The organism is Novosphingobium indicum (genome assembly GCF_014645195.1).
GTDB classification, from domain to species: domain Bacteria; phylum Pseudomonadota; class Alphaproteobacteria; order Sphingomonadales; family Sphingomonadaceae; genus Novosphingobium; species Novosphingobium indicum.
On the sequence record NZ_BMLK01000008.1, the window covers coordinates 1 to 16596 of the forward strand.

Sequence of the window (16596 nt, forward strand, 5' to 3'; positions counted from 1 at the left end):
GGGCGTCGGCGCGACCAGCCCGGCGGACTACGACTACCAGGGCGGCTTCGCCTCGGCCCTGATGCTTAAGGACCTCGGGCTCGCCATCGCCGGAGCCGAGGACAGCGGCGCGACCGTGCCGATGGGCGAACACGCGCTAGAAATCTACAAGGCCTTCGTCGAAGCGGGCAATGGCGGCAAGGACTTCGGCGCGATCTTCACGACGCTTTGAGGGCGTCTCAGATCACAATAAGCCCGCTCGTGTCGAGCGAAGTCGAGACACGTTGATCCCGTGCTAGCGTGTCTCGACTTCGCTCGACACGAACGGTTAGGCTTGCGTACTGTCTTTGGTTGCTCGCCGCCGCTCGATCTCGAAACCTGGCAGTTTCATTCCTTTGGTGCGACTGGTCAGATGCCAGTTCCGGCATAGCTCGCAGCGATAGGGGCGAAGCGGGAAGGGCGCTTTGGCGGCGACTTCCTGCGCGGCCTTCTCGCTCGCGTACCGGGCTTTTCGTCGGCAGATGCCGGGTCGGGTGCGCATGTCAGCCCATCAGCTTCGCGCCCATCAGCATGAGCATCTTCACGTCGATGGCATAGCCCTCGCTGCGCCACTTTGCGATGTGGTCCTCGATGCTTTCAAGCGGCACGCGGTGGACGACGATCTCCTCGCTGTCGACACCGCCACCGTCTCCGACCTTGGTCAGGTCGTGGGCCTGGAACAGGGTGAAGCTCTCGCTGACCATGCCGGGGGAAGAATAGAACTGCCCGATCTTTTCCATCCGGCCTGCGTGGTAGCCGGTTTCTTCTTCCAGTTCGCGGGTCGCGGCAACGCTCGCGTCTTCGCCGGCGGTATCATCGTGGTCGCCAACCAGACCGGCGGGCAGTTCGATGCAGCGCTTGCCCAGCGGAACACGGTACTGGTCGACGAGAATGACGTTATTGTCCGCATCGACCGCAAGGATCACGGCGGCATGGATGCCGCGCGCGCGGCCGACGTATTCCCACCGCCCGCGTTTCTTGGCGGTGATGAAGCGGCCTTCCCACATCACCTCTTCGGGCTTGTCGGAATCGTAGTGATCGGCCTGCGGCATTTCGGTTGTCATACCTCGATGAGTCTGTCGGGAAGTTCGTTCACATCGTCGTCGGCGCGCGGGAAATGCGGGGCGATGATCGCGCCGACCTTCTCGACGGCGGCGGACATGCCCTCGGCAACGCGGCCTTCGCGAACATGGGTGAGCATTGCCGCCATGGCGTCGCCCCAGACTTCGGGCTCGACCTTGGTGGCGATGGCCTCGTCGGCAACGATTTCCGCGCGGTGTTCGCGCATCGAGAGATAGATCAGCACACCGGTGCGTCCGACGGTGCGGCGTTCGGCGCCGATCTTGAAAGCACGGATAGCGCGGTCATGCACGCGTGCCGTCTTAACCGGCGGTGGGATCAGCCAGAACTTGAGCGGCTGCCAGAACTGCAGCAGGAAGACCGCGCCGAACTTGAGCGCGACCAGCCCGGCGCCCAGCGACAGGATCGCACGCGGCGTCCATTCGTGGCCCCAGCCGGCGAAGAACTGGTCGTAGAGGCCCATGTAGAACGCGGGTGCCACGACCAGTGCGCACAGCACAAGCAGCGAGGCCGCCGCCGACCAGACAAGCTGGATGTCGGTGTAGCCGTCCGAGCGGTCGGCGAGGATCGTCACGATCTCGCCGGCGCTTTGCAGCTCGGCCTTGGCCACGGCCTCGCTGATGCGCGCGTGGTCTTCCTGCGAAAGATAGGAGGGGGAGGGCATTCTCGTCTCCTCTACCAGCTGCCGCTCGCGCCGCCGCCGCCGAAGCTGCCGCCGCCGCCCGAGAAACCGCCACCGCCGAAACCACCGCCACCAAACCCGCCTCCGCCGCCCCAGTGATCGTCGTTGCCGCCGAAGCCGCCGGGCATCCAGATGATCGGTCCGGCGCCATAGCGACGCCGCCGGCCACCCGAGCGGGCCTCGTTGATCATCGGCATGACCACGAAGAACAGGATGATAAGGATGAAGACGACGGTGCCGAGCGAGATACCGCCGCCACTCTGACGTTGATCGTCGGCCTGCGCGGCGATCTTCTGCGCCTCTTCGGGGGGCAGCATGAGTTGCTGGATGATGGCGTTGGCACCGGCCTCGATGCCGCCGGCCATGTCGCCCTTCTTGAAGCGCGGCAGGATTTCCTTGTTGATGATCAGGAAGCTCATGCCGTCGGTCAGGATCGGTTCGAGCCCATAGCCGGCCTCGATGCGGACCTTGCGCTCATTGGGCGCGACGATCAGCAGGGCGCCATTGTCCTCGCCTTTTTGCCCAATGCCCCACTTGCGACCGAGCTGGTAGCCGTAGTCGGAAATCTCGTATCCCTGCAGGCTGGGCACTGTTGCCACCACGAGCTGACGGTTGGACTGCTGCTCGAGCGCTGCCAGCTTCTGTTTCAGCCGGGCTTCCTCGGCATCGGGAATGATATTGGCCGCATCCACGACGCGGCCGGTCAACTTGGGAAATTCAGGCGCCGCCCATGCCGCCGGTGCCCCTGCAAGCAGGGAGCACAGGGCCAGCAGGAGCGATGCAATCAGGGTCCGGAAACGGCTCACCGGATTACATCTTGCCTTCGAGGCTCGGCGCGACTTCCGCGCCCGGCGTCACTGCCTTGTAGGGAACCAGCGTTTCGGCCCCGCGCAGGCGCGCGCCAATCATCGTCGGGAAAGTGCGGACCTCGGTGTTGTAGTCCTGCACGGCCGCATTGTAGTCGCGAATGGAAATGCGGATGCGGTTTTCCTGCCCTTCGAGCTGGCTTTGCAGCATCTGGTAATTGGTGATCGACTTGAGGTCGGGATAGGCCTCGAAGCTGGCCATCAGACGGCCCAGGCCCTGCGAAAGCTGGCCCTGCGCGGCGGCGAACTGCTCCATCTTTGCGGGGTCGTTGAGGTCGTCACCGGTGATCTGGATCGAAGTGGCCTTGGCACGCGCTTCGATGACGCCGGTCAGGATTTCCTTTTCCTGCTCGGCTGCGCCCTTGGCGACGGCGGCGAGGTTTGGAACGAGGTTGGCGCGTTCCTGGAATGCGGCCTCCACGTCGGCCCACTTGGCCTTGGCGGCCTCCTGCTTGGTGGGGACGGAATTGAAACCGCAAGCGGTAAGGCTCATCGCCGCAAGCGTCACGAGCGCAAAACGGCCGAGGCGCGAAACGAGACCGCGCGACGTGTTCGAAGCTGACATGCTGTTTTCCTACTTCTCACCGGTCGCATCCGGCGACCCTCCGACCGTCAATGTAGCGGTGTACAGTGTCGGTTCAAGGACTTGCCCTTTTTCAGGGTGCCTTGCATTGAATTAGCTGTTTCTAACGGGCGCACGCAGGAGAGCCGGATGCTTCAGGAATTCAAGAAATTCATCGCCAAGGGCAATGTCATGGACCTTGCAGTCGGTGTGATCATTGGCGCGGCTTTCGGTGCTATTGTCAAATCGCTGACCGATGAAGTGATCATGCCCGTAGCTGGCGCGATCTTCGGCGGGTCGGACTTTTCGAACAACTTCATCCTGCTCAGCCTGCCCGACGGCTATACCGGCCCGACGGACGACTACGCGGCGCTCAAGGAAGCGGGGGCAGCGATGATCGGATACGGCTCATTCATCACGGCGGTCATCAATTTCCTGATTCTGGCCTTCATCGTCTTCCTGATGGTGCGCTACTTCAATCGCATGATGGAACGCTTTGAAAAGAAGCAGGAAGAAGCCGCACCTGCGCCTGCGGGCCCGAGCGAGATCGATCTGCTCACGGAAATCCGCGACGAATTGAAGAAGCGGGGCTGATTTGCCGGGGGAGCGTGTTTCTTGAAGCGCGCTCACTTCACATTCAGGCACGATCGCCTATATGGGACAGTGCCGGTTCGCCGGCTATGACGATAAATTGCGACGTGCAATAGGCGCAGCGGACCCGGGGGCGGTACCCGGCGGCTCCACCATCACCCGTTCCGCATGGAACGCCCTGTTGTCGCAGGGGTGATGACGGGGCCGAACTAGGATCGACGTGTGTTGAAAAGCGTTGTTTTCGTCCGGGCTGAGTAACCCGTTCAAGGCTCAAAACTCATAAGTGCCAACGACAACGAAGCACTCGCTCTCGCTGCGTAATTCTAGGGGCTAACGCCCTGAAGTTACAAAGCTAAAGCGCGGTTGGACCCACCGGGCAACAGAAGCGGATTCCAGGGGCCCGGGGTGAGCCTGGCAACAGAATCACCCCACTTCGCATCATCGATATTGTAGCATGGCTCGCGGGGACAAACCGTCATCGCAGCGAAAGCTGGGATCGCTCTCGTTTGCCGGAAAATCTCGAGGGCAATCTGCCGAGGTTCTGCAATGCCGGCAACGATACCAGCCTGCGCTGGGATGACGAATGAAACTCAGGCCGCTTCTTTGCGATCTGCCTCTGAATCGGCGGTGACCGCCAGAGCCTGTTGTTTCGCGGCTTTCTCGTACTTGATGCAATCGAGGATCTTGGCGCCGGCCATGAACACGGCGCCCGTACAGGCCAAAAACAGCAGCTTGCCACCCCAGCCGGGGAATCGCGTCAGATAGACGCTGCCACGCTCTATGGCGCCCAGAGCGAGAGCGTAAATGATCATGTACGCTTCCCAGTGGGTCTTGATCGTAAACAGGCGACCGATTTTTCGAAGCATTCTCATCCTCTTATCGTGACCTGCACCTAGCAACGTCCATGCCAACCCAGCGTTCCCGCCGATTTGGATGCTTAACGTTTCAGGCAGTGTAAGTCATTCCGACGCATGATGTAAGCTTGGGCTACACAGCTCGCCGCGAACCTGCTGTTGCCAATCGCGCGGGCATGCGTCATAGGGCAGCCATTCCTTCCCCAGGGCAGTTTTGGTTATCGTAAGTGCGTCGTGCGCCATTATCGGGTGTACGCGTCCGGAAAAGTGCGAGGAAAGATGACTGACAGGGTTGAACGTTCGGGCCTTCAGGTTGATGCCGGTCTGGCAAAGTTCGTGGAGGAGCAGGTTCTGCCGCCCATCGGGCAGGAGGCCGGGGTCTTCTGGAGCGGCTTTGCGGCGGTGGTGAATGACTTCGCCCCGAAGAACCGCGCTCTGCTGGACAAGCGCGACAATCTGCAGGCGAAGATCGACTCCTGGCATCTGGAGTATGCGAGCAAGCCTATCGATCAGGGCGAATATCAGGCGTTCCTGAAGGACATCGGCTATCTGGTGCCCGAGCCCGATGCCTTCACGATCTCCACGCAGAACGTCGATGCCGAGATCGCGACGATGGCCGGCCCGCAGCTCGTGGTGCCTGTGCTCAACGCCCGCTTCCTGCTCAACGCGGCCAATGCGCGCTGGGGCAGCCTTTACGATGCCTATTACGGCACCGACGCGCTTGACGCTGCACCGGCACAAGGCAAGGGCTACGATCCGATCCGCGGCGCAGCGGTTATCGCCGAAGGGCGCAAGTTCCTCGATCAGGCTTTGCCGCTGGCTTCCGGCAGCTGGGCCGACGTCGAGAGCGCCGAGGTGACGCTGGCCGATCCTTCGCAGTTTGTGGGCACCACCGAAAAGGGCCGGCTGTTCAAGTCGAACGGGCTCCACATCGAAGTCGTGGTCGATCCCTCCAGCCAGGTCGGCAGCACCGACAAGGCGGGCATCGCCGACATCAATCTGGAAGCGGCGATCACCACCATCGTCGATCTGGAAGACTCGATCGCCGCCGTCGACGCCGAGGACAAGACACTGGCCTATGCCAACTGGCTGGGCGTGATCCGCGGCGACCTGACCGACACCTTCGAGAAGGGCGGCCAGACGATGACCCGCGCGCTAGCTGGCGACAAGACGGTAACGCTGGCGGGTGGCAGCACGCTCAGCCTGCCGGGCCGCAGCCTGCTGTTCGTGCGCAATGTCGGGCACTTGATGACCAACCCGGCGATCCTGCTGGCCGATGGCAGCGAGATTCCCGAGGGCATCATGGACGCCGTGATCACCAGCGCCATTTCGACGCAGGACGTGAAAGGCCTGACCAGGTACGGCAACAGCCGCGAGGGCAGCATCTACATCGTCAAGCCGAAGATGCACGGCCCGGAAGAATGTGCCTTTACCAACGACTTGTTCGACGCCGTTGAGGATTTGCTGCAACTGCCGCGCAACACCATCAAGGTCGGTGTGATGGATGAGGAGCGCCGCACCTCCGCCAACCTGGGTGCCTGCATCGCGGCGGTGAAGGATCGCATCGTCTTCATCAACACCGGCTTCCTCGACCGCACCGGGGATGAGATCCACACCTCGATGCGCGCCGGCCCGATGATGCGCAAGGGCGACATCAAGGGCTCGACCTGGATCGCCGCCTACGAGAAGCGCAATGTCGCTATCGGGCTGCAGCACGGCCTCTCGGGCAAGGCGCAGATCGGCAAGGGCATGTGGGCCGCGCCCGACAAGATGGGCGACATGATGGTGCAGAAGATCGGCCATCCCAAGACCGGGGCAAACACCGCATGGGTGCCGTCGCCCACGGCCGCGACGCTGCATGCCACGCACTACCACCAGGTCGATGTTTTCGGCCTGCGCGACGAAATCGCCGCAGAGCCGGTGCCGGGCGTCGACCTGCTCCTCACCGTGCCGCTGGCGGACGGGACGAACTGGTCCGAAGCTGAAGTGCGCGAGGAACTCGACAACAACGCGCAGGGTCTGCTCGGCTATGTCGTGCGCTGGATCGATCAGGGCGTCGGCTGCTCCAAGGTGCCCGACATCAACGACGTGGGCCTGATGGAAGACCGCGCCACGCTGCGTATCTCCAGCCAGCACATGGCCAACTGGCTGCTCCACGGCGTCTGCACGACCGAGCAGGTCATGGATTCGCTCAAACGCATGGCCGCCAAGGTCGATGCCCAGAACGCCGGCGATCCGCTCTATGAGCCGATGGAGGGTAACTGGGACACCAGCTATGCCTTCAAGGCGGCTTGCGATCTGGTGTTCAAGGGCGCCGAACAGCCCAGCGGTTACACCGAACCGCTGCTCCACGCCTGGCGCCGAAAGAAGAAGGCATCTCTGGTCGACGCCTGAGCCTGACGAAAGGAACCGGGCGCTCTTCATAGAGGGAGCGTCCGGTCTCCTTCGAGTTTTCCTAGACGAACAGGATGTCCGACGAACTCACGATTTCGTCGTAGAACTTCACGGTCGAGCCGCCGTATCGCAACGTGCTGTGATCGCCATCGTAGGCGAGCGTGTAGGTGCCCCCGCTCGTCAGCAGAATTCTGTCCAGACCGGATTCGAAATCGAAGACCTTGTCCTGACCATCGTCGTCATCGAAGACGAAGGTGTCGGCCCAGCCTTCCGCGTCATCGGCATCCGCCGGATTGTCTCCATAGAGTACATCGTTGCCGTCGCCGCCGATGATCGTGTCGCTGCCGTCACCGCCATAGATGCGGTCGTCCTGACCGCCGCCATCGAGTGTGTCATCGCCGCTGCCGCCGACCAGCTTGTCGTTTGAGCCCTGACCCAGGAGGATGTCGTCGCCGTCCTCTCCATAGAGCCGATCCGCGTTTGCGCCGCCCTTGATTGCGTCGTTACCGCCCCGGCCGTGGGCAACGTCGGCACCGCCCCCCATGTTGACGGTATCGTCGTTGTCCGAGCCGATGAAGCGGCTTTCCGGGTAAGGGTCCGTGGGTATCTCCGGAATGCACACCATGCCCGGCGGGCAGGTTCCAGCATCTGGATAGGCCATGGCAATACTCCCACATGACGTCGTCGACCGGAAGCGGCCGGACCACGGCGAGCCTATCGAAGCGCGGGAGAATCCGGAAAACCGGACACATCGAAAATGAAGCGAAAGTACCTAGGGGAGGATTGCGCGCAGCGAGCAATCAGGACAGCGCGCGGGCTATCGTCACGAATTCCCCGACGCTCAGCGTCTCGGCGCGCCGTTGCGGATCGATGCCGAGGCTTTCCAGCGCGTTCAGCGCACCGGGCACGCCTTTCAGGCTCTGCCGCAGCATCTTCCGGCGCTGGCCAAAGGCGGCTTCGGTCACGCGTTCGAGGACGCGCATGGATACGCCTTCGGGCGCTGCACCGGGCACGACATGGACCACGGCGGACATGACCTTGGGCGGTGGGGTAAAGGCGCTGCGGTGCACCTTCATCGCGAGCCGGGCCTGCGAACGCCACTGCGCGAGCACGGCAAGGCGGCCATAGGCGGAAATATTCGCCGTCGCGACGATGCGGCGGGCCACTTCCTCCTGGAACATCAGCGTGAGCGAGCGCCACTGCGGCGGCCAGTCCTCACCCGAAAGCCAGCCGGTGAACAGCGCGGTGCCTACGTTGTACGGCAGATTGGCGACGATGTGATAGGGCCCGTTGAACAGGGTAGCGGGCGCGATCTTCATCGCATCGCCCTCGATCACCTTGAGCTGGCCGGGAAAGGCTTCTTCCACTTCGGCAAGCGCGGGCAGGCAGCGCCGGTCCATCTCGATGGCTGTAACCTTGGCGCCTGCGCGCAGCAGCGCGCGGGTCAGCCCGCCGGGGCCGGGGCCGACTTCGAGTACGTGCTCACCCTCGAGCGAGCCGGGGATGGCGGCGATCCGGTCGAGCAGTTGCTCGTCGAACAGGAAGTTCTGGCCCAGCGCCTTGCTGGCGGAAAGGCCGTGCCTGGCGATGACTTCGCGCAAGGGGGGCAGGGTGGTCATAAAGAGTTCACGCGGAGGCGCGGAGGCGCGAAGCAGAATCGGATCGCGCAAGGGTGCAAAGGCGCAAAGGGCTGGCCTTCGCGGCGAAGCCGCTTTGCTTTCACGGGCCTGCGCTTTACTCCGCGTCGAGATATGAAAAGCGCCTGCGGCGCGGCGTGACGTCTTTGCGCCTTTGCGCCTTTGCGCGATCCTCCTTCCACCTTACCTTCTCCGCGTCTCCGCGCCTCCGCGTGAACCATATAGACTTTCACGCTGCCGTCCGCCTCGCTGCACATTCACCCGCCATGCGGATCGCGGCAATCATCGCACCGGGGCTGGCGACGTTCTTGCCGGCAATGGGGAAGGCGGTGCCGTGATCGGGAGAGGTGCGCACGATGGGCAGGCCCAGCGTGACATTGACGCCCTGATCGAAATCGAGCGTCTTGATCGGGATAAGCGCCTGATCGTGATACATGCAAAGCGCCACATCGTAGCGGTCGCGTTCGTGAGCGGCGAAGAGCGCATCGGCCGGATGCGGGCCTGTCGCAGCAATGCCTTGGGCCTGCAGTGCGGCAATGGCGGGGGCTATGATGTCGCTGTCCTCGCGCCCCATGCGCCCGTCCTCGCCCGCGTGCGGGTTGAGGCCGGTCACGGCCAGGCGCGGCTTTGACAAACCGAAATCGCGGGCAAGGGCGCTGGCCACGATCCGCGCCTTGTGCTCGATCAGATCACGCGTGATCAAGCCGGGCACGGCGCTTAGCGGTTCGTGGACCGTCAGAGGTACGGTGCGCAGCGAAGGACCAGCCAGCATCATCACGGCATCTTCGTGCGGCAGCCCGCAAGCGTCGGCGACGAACTCGGTCTGGCCGGGCTGGGTGAAGCCGACGGTCGCCAGTCTGGACTTGGCGATAGGGCCGGTGACGATTGCGCCCGCGTCTCCCGCCAGGGCCAGAGCGGCTGCTAGTGTGAGCGAATGCAGCGTGAGTTCCGCACCGTTTCGGTCCGGCGTGCCGAAAGAGGGCGTGCAGTCCCGGTCTCCCAGTACCGGCAGACCTGAGGAAAACGCAGCGGATGCCTCATCGGGGGCGGTTATGGGAATGATCGGTACGGACAGCCCGCGCGTCTGTGCTGCAGCGGTCACAACACTGGCACCGCCCACCACGAAGAACGGCGCCAGCCCGGCGATTTCCCGCTGCGCCCACGCTTCCGCGATCAGTTCAGGAGCAATGCCGGCCGGATCGCCCAGCGAAACGGCAAGCGGGGCCGCCATGACCATGTCAGGTGCCCCGCCGCGGATCAGTTGTATTCGATGATCGCGTCACGCCGCAGGTCGCGCAGGTACATCTGCGCGCGCTTGTTGATGCGGTCGTCTTCCATCTGCGCCTGCAGCTGCTCGAAGCTCGGGCCAATGTCGGCCTGCGGATCGTCGCGGCCGCACAGCATGAGGATGCGCACCCCGTCTTCGAGCGAACCGAACGGCGGGAGCGTCTCGCCCGGCGAAAGCTTGAGGATCGAATTCTGGATCGGTCCGGGCAGATCGCGCGCCTTGACCTGATCGTTGGTCACGACCTGCGCGCCGACCTGCGAGGCCACGCGTTCCACGTCGCCGCAGCCCTTGGCCGTATTGATGGCGCTGGCAAAGTCTTCGGCTTTCTGGCCGGCCTGCGCCTCGGAGATGCCCTTGGGAAAGGCCAGCGAAATCTGCTTGAGCGACAGCACCGCATCGCGCGGATCGGCAGTGAGAACCTGGCGCTTGTCGATCAGGTAGAGGATGTCGAAGCCGCCTGGGACCTCGATTGGACCTACCAGCTGGCCGGTTTGCATCTCCCGCGCGACCGAGGCGAGTTCGCCCGGAAGCTGGGCAAGGCGGATCCAGCCCAGGTCGCCGCCGACCGCTGCCGTCGAAGCCTGCGAATACTGGCGGGCATAGGCCACGAAGCTGCCGCCCTGACGGAGTTGGTCGACGATCTGCGATGCGTTCTCGTAGACTTTCTGGCGGGTCTCGGGCGTTGCCGCCAGATAGATTTCGCCAAGCCTGTATTCGTCGGTACCCTTCGCGGCCTTGAGGCGCGCGAGGATCTCATTCACTTCGTCTTCCGAGACGTTGATGAACGGCGCGATATTGCGCTGCATGAGGCGGCGCCAGGACAGTTCGCCGCGGATCTGGCGCTTGAGCGAAGCCGGCGAGGAACCGATCCGCTTGAGATAGGCGTCCATTGCACTGGTGTTCTGGTTGAAGTTCTGCGCGGCGACGCGGGCATAGGACTGATCGACTTCGGCTTGCGCAACCTCGATGTCGGAAGCCTTGGCTTCCTGAATCTGGAGGGTTTCGTCGATGAGGTTGCGCAGCACTTGCAGGCGCAGGCGCTTCATCTCGTCCTCTTCGACCTTGCCCTTGTTGGCGGCAATGATCAGCGCGAGACGCTGGTCCACGTCGGTGCCGGTGATGACGTCGCCGTTAACCACGGCGGTCGCCCGGCGCACGTTGGGATTGTCGTTGCCGAAGATCTTCACATCGTCGGGAATGACGATCTGGCCCTGCGGCGCGCTCTGGGCCAGGGCCGCAGGTGCTGCGAGAACGCCGGCCAGTGCGGCCAGGCTCCCGATCGACGTCAATACGCGCTTGAAGGACCTGTTGCTAATGACTGCTTGCACCGTGATCACAATCCCGTTTTCGACCGGCGTCGCCGGACATATTCATCGGCAGGAAACATCTTGCGCAAAATCCTGCCGCATTCGTGCCTGCTCTTGCCGCGCCGCGGCTTAACCCAAAATGAGCGCTCCCGATAGCGGCTTTGGACCGGCCTGCCAACGGGCGCGGGGCTGCGGATCGGCAGCAATCCCCGGTTGAGCGCCAATTAGCGCAGGCCGATGTTCTTGAGGCTGAAGCGGATCTGGAACGAGTTGCCCTTTTGCGCGTCGCCCGTCGCCTGATAGTCGCGTCGCCAGGTGAGGGCGATCTGCAGGCAGTCGTCCTCATAGGCGGCACCGATGCGCGTGCGCAGCGGCTGGAAACCGTCCGAGCCATAGATCGGGTCTTCCTGCCGGTCGGTCAGGTTGACCACCGCCGAGCCGAACAGCGACCAGTAGTTGGCGAAGGCGAAACGGCCCGCGGCGCGCACTTCCTCGCGGTCCTGAAGATCCTCGATCGAGCGGGAGATGTCGCGGTTGAGTTTGGTGTAGCCGAGTTCGAGGTACGTCCGGGTATTGCCGAATACCGCGTCGAACTCGTTGCGGCGGATCGCGAGGCTGTCCTTGTCGACGCGAAAGCGATGGATCACGTTGATGAAGTCGCGGTAGCGCACTTCGGTTCGGCCAACGATATCGGATGCCTTGCCGGAAAGGCCGGTGCCGTCGGGCAGCAGCGTCGGCTTGTCGTTGAGCCGGATCGACTGGCCGATGGTCGTCTTGATCCGCCAGCGCGGGGCTTCGAACTTCCAGTCGAAGCCGTAGGTGAAGCGGACGCCGTCCTCGATGCGGTCGTAGCCGGGGAAGCGGTTCAGCGAGAAGAGATTGCTGCTGGCCAGTTCGATGGCACGCGAATCCTCGTTGGGAATGGCAAGGTTGCGGATCGTCGGGCTGGCGACGAGCTGGACGCGCGGCGTCAGAACCTGCGTGCCGCCGAAGACTTCGCCCACAAGCGGCCATTTCACATCCACGGCCGCAAGTCCGATGGCGCGCGTCTGCCAGCCCGGATCGCCGCGATAGATCACCGTGCTGGTCGCCGCGTTCTCGTCGGAATGGTAGACGTCGCCGCGGGCCAGGGCGGTCAGCGTCACTTCCTGGCCCATGCCGGTGATCCGCCGCAGCGACCACTGGGTGCTCGCAAAGGCGCGCTGGGTATCCTGACCATCGGGCCGCGAGATGCCCAGCGTGTTGACCTGGGTTTCGATCTTGCCGCCCAGCACAGGGTCATCGAAGCGATGGCGGTAGTCGACCACCGGAAAAGCGACCGGAATCAGGCCCTGATCGCGGCCGGCCTGCATCGTCTGCGTGGCATAACCGGCGAACGAAAAGTAGCTGTCCTGATCGATCCGCTCGACCTCTACCAGCGAGCGCAGGCGGTCGTCGCGGGTGATGTCGTAGCGGCGCAGGAACGTACGGTCGGTCGCGCGGCGCAGCGAGGCGGTGACGCTCCAGTTTTCATCGAACTGGAACCGGCCGTTGGCGAACACGTACCCGCGAAAGGCGCTGACGCTGTCGTTGGTGGTAATCGAGTTGGACCCGAAAATCGGGATCTTGTTACTGGCCGTGGCATAGCCGGTAATCTGGTAGGCGCCCTTTTCGGTCAGCGCGCGGTACTGAACCGAGGCCATCGGCGCTGCCTTGGTATAGGCCGAAAGGGCCGCAGTGAGGTCGCGGTTCTCGTCGATCTTCCAGTAGTAGGACTGGCTCAGTTCGATCCCGTTCGACGGGCTGGAGCGCAGGTCCGGAATGAGGAAGCCGGATACGGCGTGTCCGTCGGTGCTCACGGTCAGGCCCAGCAACGGCAGCTGCACGGCGCTGAACAGTTCCAGCCGCGCATTCTTGAAGCGGATGCGCTTTTGGGAATCGCTGTAGATCACGCGCTTTGCAATGATCCGCCAGCTTGGATTTTTGGGGCAGCCGTCGGTATCGACGATATCGCAGCCGGTATAGGCGGCCTGGCTCAGAATGACGTCGCCATTGGCGATCCGCTCGCCCTTGAGCGCTGCAAGCCTGCCGCCTTCGCGGATGACCAGCAGCATGTTTTCCATCATGCCGGTCTTGAGTTCATCGGTCAGCTCGACGCGGTCTGTGAACAGCTGGTTGCCGTCCTGATCGACCAGCCTGACATCGCCCTCGGCGATGATTTTGCCCGTCTGCCGATTCCAGATGACACTGTCTGCGCGCACCGACTGGTCCTCGCGGCGCAGCACGACGTTGCCGTTGGCCGTGACCGTTTCGGCATCTTGCGCGTACTCGACCGTATCGGCTTCGAACGCGATGTGCTCTTCTTCGGCCGTGGCCGGAGGGGGCGCAGGCGGTTCGCCTTCGATCGGCGTATCGTCCACAGGGCGCGCAAGGTCCTGCGCCCAGGCGCCGGACGGCAGCGCGCAGCCCGCAACGCCAATGGCGAGCGCGCTCAGCATGGCGGGGCCCAAGCGGTGAACCGGAGCTTGCGGAGAGGTCTGCGACGCAGGGAGCATGGCTTGCCTATCGCATCGCCTGTGCCTAACTGCAATCCAGTGATGCGGTGAAGCGCACAAGTTGGGCGCCCCGCAGGAAAGTTCCAGGAGATTTCATGCTGATCCAGTTCCTTGACGCGTCGGCCGCTACCCCAGCGCGTCTCGTTGCCCGTCTCGTAAATCAGGATGCCGTGCCCGCCGATCTCGAGCCGGTGCTGGCCGAGGCCGCCAAGATGGCCCGGTTTTCCGGCAAGGCCGGGCAGATGTTCGAAGGGTTCGTGGAGCGCGATGGCAAGGTCATCCGCGTGGCGCTGGCCGGGATCGGCGGTGCGGACGCCAAGGATCGCCGCGCCGCGATCGAGAAGGCCGGCGCTGCCGTCGTCGCCAAGTACCTGACCTCGGGTGAAACTTCTCTGGCGCTGGACGTCACGGGCGCCGGACTCTCGGCGGAAGAAGCCGTTGCCGCGCTGTTGGGTGCTGTGCTGCGTTCCTGGCGCCACGATGTCTATCGCACCAAGCTGGGCGACGACAAGAAGCCGAGCCTGACCGAAATCTCGGTTGTCGGTGCGCCCGAGGGTGCCGAGGCCCTGTGGGGCGTCGAGCAGGCGGTCGCAGCCGGTGTCTCGCTCACCCGTGAACTGGTGACCGAGCCGGCGAATACGATCTACCCCGAGACCTTCGTCGAACGCTGCAAGCCGCGCATGGAAGCGGCCGGCCTCAAGCTGCGCGTGCTCGATGACAAGGAAATGGCCGAGTTGGGCATGGGCTCGCTGCTCGGCGTCGCACAGGGTTCGGTCCGCCCGGCGCGCCTGCTGGTGATGGAATGGAACGGCGGCGGCGATGGCGACAAGCCCATCGCCTTCGTCGGCAAGGGCGTTACCTTCGATACCGGCGGTATCAGCCTCAAGCAGCCCGGCGGCATGGAAGACATGAAGTGGGACATGGGCGGTGCGGGTGCCGTTGCGGGTGCCATGCTTACGGTTGCCCTGCGCAAGGCCAAGGCCAATGTCGTCGGCATCTGCGGCCTCGTCGAGAACATGCCCGATGGCAATGCCCAGCGGCCGGGCGATGTGGTGACCTCGCTGTCAGGCCAGACCATCGAAGTGATCAATACCGACGCCGAAGGCCGTCTGGTGCTGTGCGATGCGCTCACCTGGGTGCAGCGCGAGTATAGCCCGGCCAAGATCGTCGATCTCGCGACCCTGACCGGTGCGATCATCGCGGCTCTGGCGCACGAACATGCCGGCCTGTTCTCGAACAACGACGATCTCGCCGCCGCGCTCTCGGCAGCAGGCGAGGCGACCGGCGATCTGCTGTGGCGCTTCCCGATGGGCCCGGCCTACGACAAGCAGCTCGACAGCGCGATTGCCGACATGAAGAACGTCGGTTCGCGCTTCGGCGGCTCGATCACCGCGGCGCAGTTCCTCAAGCGCTTTATCGAGAACGACACCCCCTGGGCCCACCTCGACATTGCCGGCACCGTATGGTCCGACAAGCCGGGCGCGACCTGGGACAAGGGCGCGACCGGCTTCGGCGTGCGCCTGCTCGACCGCTTCGTGCGCGATACGGCCGAGGCTTGAGACCCGGTAGTCCAGCAAGGGGCAGGGGACGCGGCTGATGCGCGTGGATTTCTACCAGCTCAGCCGCGATCCTGCCGAAGCGGCGCTTCCCCTTATCGCGCGTAACGTGATGAAAGTGGGCGAGCGTCTGCTCGTCGTTGCCGAGGACCCGCAGCAGCGCCAGCGCATCTGTCAGGCGTTGTGGTCGCTTGGCGAGGACACGTTCCTCGCCAACGGCATGGTGGGTGAGGGACAGGAAGATCGCCAGCCGATCCTCCTGTCCGAGGCGACCGAGCCGCTCAACGGCGCAAAGTTCATGGCCATTGCCGATGGTCGCTGGCGCGAAGGCGATACCCCCTTCGAGCGGACGTTCTTCCTGTTCGACGATGCCACCGTGCAGCATGCCCGCGACACCTGGCGGATGCTCCGCAGCCGCGAAGGCGTGGAGCATTTTTACTGGAAGCAGGAAGGCGGGCGCTGGGTTCAGGCCGGCTGAAGCACCGCTTGCCGCGCGGCACAATCCCGGCTAGGGGCGCGCGCGACAATAACACCCCAATTTCGCAAGGAACAAACCATGGCGGTTACCCGCACCTTCTCGATCATCAAGCCCGACGCCACCAAGCGTAACCTGACCGGCGCCGTCACCAAGATGCTGGAAGAAGCCGGCCTGCGCGTCGTGGCTTCCAAGCGCATCCAGATGAGCAAGGAACAGGCCGAGGGCTTCTATGCCGTTCACAAGGAACGTCCGTTCTTCGGTGATCTCGTCTCGTTCATGATCTCGGGCCCGGTCGTGGTTCAGGTCCTTGAGGGCGAAGACGCCGTGAAGCGCAACCGCGACGTGATGGGCGCCACCAATCCGGCCGATGCCGCCGAGGGTACCATCCGCAAGGCCTTTGCCGAATCGATCGAAGCGAACTCGGTTCATGGTTCGGATTCCGAAGAAAATGCCGCGATCGAAATCGCGTTCTTCTTCAAGCCGGAAGAAATTGTCGGCTGAAGCAGGGTTAATTCCTGTTAAATATAGGCAAGGCCACCGGTTTCGGTGGCCTTTTCCTTTTGCGCGAATCGCGGGCCTGCATAGGCTCCCCTTCGGCATGACTGTACCGGGGGCTGTTTGGGAACGTCCCGGTGTTCCAGTTGCATGATCGGGGGAATTGAACGTGATTCGCAGGACGATCCTTGTTGCAGCCGTGATTTCCTTTCTCGGGGCCTTTGCCACCTCCCATGCCTCGCGCATGGGCGAGG

At 63.6% G+C, this 16596-nt stretch carries 16 protein-coding genes and 1 other RNA gene; 7 read left to right on the forward strand and 10 right to left on the reverse strand.

Annotation, left to right across the window (positions count from 1 at the left end; translation table 11 throughout):
- Positions 1-211, forward strand: a 211-nt coding sequence (locus IEX64_RS09590; protein WP_188819451.1) for an NAD-binding protein, incomplete at its 5' end; no start/stop codon positions are given.
- Positions 212-521: 310 nt separating this feature from the next.
- Here the strand turns inward: IEX64_RS09590 and IEX64_RS09595 are convergent.
- The 4 genes from IEX64_RS09595 to IEX64_RS09610 are packed head-to-tail and all read right to left on the reverse strand — an operon-like array spanning position 522 to position 3211.
- Positions 522-1082: an NUDIX hydrolase gene (locus IEX64_RS09595; RefSeq protein WP_229710172.1), complete on the reverse strand. Its 561-nt coding sequence runs from the start codon at positions 1080-1082 to the stop codon at positions 522-524.
- The gene (locus IEX64_RS09600; RefSeq protein ID WP_188819452.1) at positions 1079-1762 is read right to left on the reverse strand and encodes a TPM domain-containing protein; all 684 of its coding nucleotides are present in this window, start codon (positions 1760-1762) and stop codon (positions 1079-1081) included. Before IEX64_RS09600 ends, IEX64_RS09595 begins: the two co-directional genes overlap by 4 nt.
- An 11-nt stretch (positions 1763-1773) precedes the next feature.
- A complete protein-coding gene (locus tag IEX64_RS09605) occupies positions 1774-2586 on the reverse strand; it encodes a TPM domain-containing protein (protein WP_188819453.1) in 813 nt (270 codons plus the stop codon).
- A 4-nt stretch (positions 2587-2590) separates the two neighbouring features.
- Positions 2591-3211 (reverse strand): LemA family protein, encoded by a 621-nt coding sequence (locus IEX64_RS09610; RefSeq protein WP_188819454.1) that lies wholly within the window; start codon positions 3209-3211, stop codon positions 2591-2593.
- Positions 3212-3358: 147 nt separating this feature from the next.
- Between IEX64_RS09610 and mscL the strand changes: the two genes are divergently transcribed.
- Entirely contained in the window at positions 3359-3802 is a 444-nt protein-coding gene (gene mscL / locus IEX64_RS09615) for a large conductance mechanosensitive channel protein MscL (protein ID WP_188819455.1), read from the forward strand.
- Between the two features lie 32 nt (positions 3803-3834).
- Positions 3835-4193: a transfer-messenger RNA gene (gene ssrA, locus IEX64_RS09620) on the forward strand.
- A gap of 196 nt (positions 4194-4389) precedes the next feature.
- Here the strand turns inward: ssrA and IEX64_RS09625 are convergent.
- Positions 4390-4665: a hypothetical protein gene (locus IEX64_RS09625; RefSeq protein WP_188819456.1), complete on the reverse strand. Its 276-nt coding sequence runs from the start codon at positions 4663-4665 to the stop codon at positions 4390-4392.
- A 267-nt stretch (positions 4666-4932) separates the two neighbouring features.
- Here IEX64_RS09625 and IEX64_RS09630 point away from each other — a divergent pair, with 267 nt between their 5' ends.
- Positions 4933-7047, forward strand: a complete 2115-nt coding sequence (locus tag IEX64_RS09630; protein ID WP_188819457.1) for a malate synthase G — start codon at positions 4933-4935, stop codon at positions 7045-7047.
- A gap of 61 nt (positions 7048-7108) precedes the next feature.
- Here IEX64_RS09630 and IEX64_RS09635 read toward each other — a convergent pair whose 3' ends face one another.
- The 5 genes from IEX64_RS09635 to IEX64_RS09655 all read right to left on the reverse strand — a co-directional run bounded on the left by IEX64_RS09635 (position 7109) and on the right by IEX64_RS09655 (position 13813).
- Positions 7109-7708, reverse strand: coding sequence for a calcium-binding protein (locus IEX64_RS09635; RefSeq protein ID WP_229710173.1), 600 nt, complete (start codon positions 7706-7708; stop codon positions 7109-7111).
- 139 nt (positions 7709-7847) lie between these two features.
- Positions 7848-8666, reverse strand: coding sequence for a 16S rRNA (adenine(1518)-N(6)/adenine(1519)-N(6))-dimethyltransferase RsmA (rsmA, locus tag IEX64_RS09640; protein ID WP_188819458.1), 819 nt, complete (start codon positions 8664-8666; stop codon positions 7848-7850).
- Positions 8667-8913: 247 nt separating this feature from the next.
- On the reverse strand, positions 8914-9921 hold the full coding sequence (gene pdxA, locus IEX64_RS09645; protein WP_188819459.1) for a 4-hydroxythreonine-4-phosphate dehydrogenase PdxA: 1008 nt from the start codon (positions 9919-9921) through the stop codon (positions 8914-8916).
- A gap of 20 nt (positions 9922-9941) precedes the next feature.
- Positions 9942-11300 (reverse strand): peptidylprolyl isomerase, encoded by a 1359-nt coding sequence (locus IEX64_RS09650; protein ID WP_188819460.1) that lies wholly within the window; start codon positions 11298-11300, stop codon positions 9942-9944.
- 203 nt (positions 11301-11503) lie between these two features.
- A complete protein-coding gene (locus IEX64_RS09655) occupies positions 11504-13813 on the reverse strand; it encodes an LPS-assembly protein LptD (protein ID WP_188819461.1) in 2310 nt (769 codons plus the stop codon).
- Between the two features lie 95 nt (positions 13814-13908).
- On the opposite strand from IEX64_RS09655, the gene IEX64_RS09660 reads away from it, so the two are divergent.
- From IEX64_RS09660 to ndk, 3 genes are all read left to right on the forward strand, one after another.
- Positions 13909-15372: a leucyl aminopeptidase gene (locus tag IEX64_RS09660; protein ID WP_188819462.1), complete on the forward strand. Its 1464-nt coding sequence runs from the start codon at positions 13909-13911 to the stop codon at positions 15370-15372.
- A 37-nt stretch (positions 15373-15409) separates the two neighbouring features.
- Positions 15410-15847, forward strand: coding sequence for a DNA polymerase III subunit chi (locus IEX64_RS09665; protein WP_188819463.1), 438 nt, complete (start codon positions 15410-15412; stop codon positions 15845-15847).
- 78 nt (positions 15848-15925) lie between these two features.
- Entirely contained in the window at positions 15926-16348 is a 423-nt protein-coding gene (ndk, locus tag IEX64_RS09670) for a nucleoside-diphosphate kinase (protein WP_188819464.1), read from the forward strand.
- Positions 16349-16596: the final 248 nt, after the last annotated feature.

Excerpts from the sequence above, each read along its gene's own strand:
- IEX64_RS09595 (WP_229710172.1), bottom strand. The coding sequence starts at position 1,082 with ATGACAACCGAAATGCCGCAGGCCGATCACTACGATTCCGACAAGCCC.
- IEX64_RS09600 (WP_188819452.1), bottom strand. The coding sequence starts at position 1,762 with ATGCCCTCCCCCTCCTATCTTTCGCAGGAAGACCACGCGCGCATCAGC.
- IEX64_RS09610 (WP_188819454.1), bottom strand. The coding sequence starts at position 3,211 with ATGTCAGCTTCGAACACGTCGCGCGGTCTCGTTTCGCGCCTCGGCCGT.
- mscL (WP_188819455.1), top strand. The coding sequence starts at position 3,359 with ATGCTTCAGGAATTCAAGAAATTCATCGCCAAGGGCAATGTCATGGAC.
- IEX64_RS09625 (WP_188819456.1), bottom strand. The coding sequence starts at position 4,665 with ATGCTTCGAAAAATCGGTCGCCTGTTTACGATCAAGACCCACTGGGAA.
- IEX64_RS09630 (WP_188819457.1), top strand. The coding sequence starts at position 4,933 with ATGACTGACAGGGTTGAACGTTCGGGCCTTCAGGTTGATGCCGGTCTG.
- IEX64_RS09635 (WP_229710173.1), bottom strand. The coding sequence starts at position 7,708 with ATGGCCTATCCAGATGCTGGAACCTGCCCGCCGGGCATGGTGTGCATT.
- rsmA (WP_188819458.1), bottom strand. The coding sequence starts at position 8,666 with ATGACCACCCTGCCCCCCTTGCGCGAAGTCATCGCCAGGCACGGCCTT.
- pdxA (WP_188819459.1), bottom strand. The coding sequence starts at position 9,921 with ATGGTCATGGCGGCCCCGCTTGCCGTTTCGCTGGGCGATCCGGCCGGC.
- IEX64_RS09655 (WP_188819461.1), bottom strand. The coding sequence starts at position 13,813 with ATGCTCCCTGCGTCGCAGACCTCTCCGCAAGCTCCGGTTCACCGCTTG.
- IEX64_RS09660 (WP_188819462.1), top strand. The coding sequence starts at position 13,909 with ATGCTGATCCAGTTCCTTGACGCGTCGGCCGCTACCCCAGCGCGTCTC.
- IEX64_RS09665 (WP_188819463.1), top strand. The coding sequence starts at position 15,410 with ATGCGCGTGGATTTCTACCAGCTCAGCCGCGATCCTGCCGAAGCGGCG.
- ndk (WP_188819464.1), top strand. The coding sequence starts at position 15,926 with ATGGCGGTTACCCGCACCTTCTCGATCATCAAGCCCGACGCCACCAAG.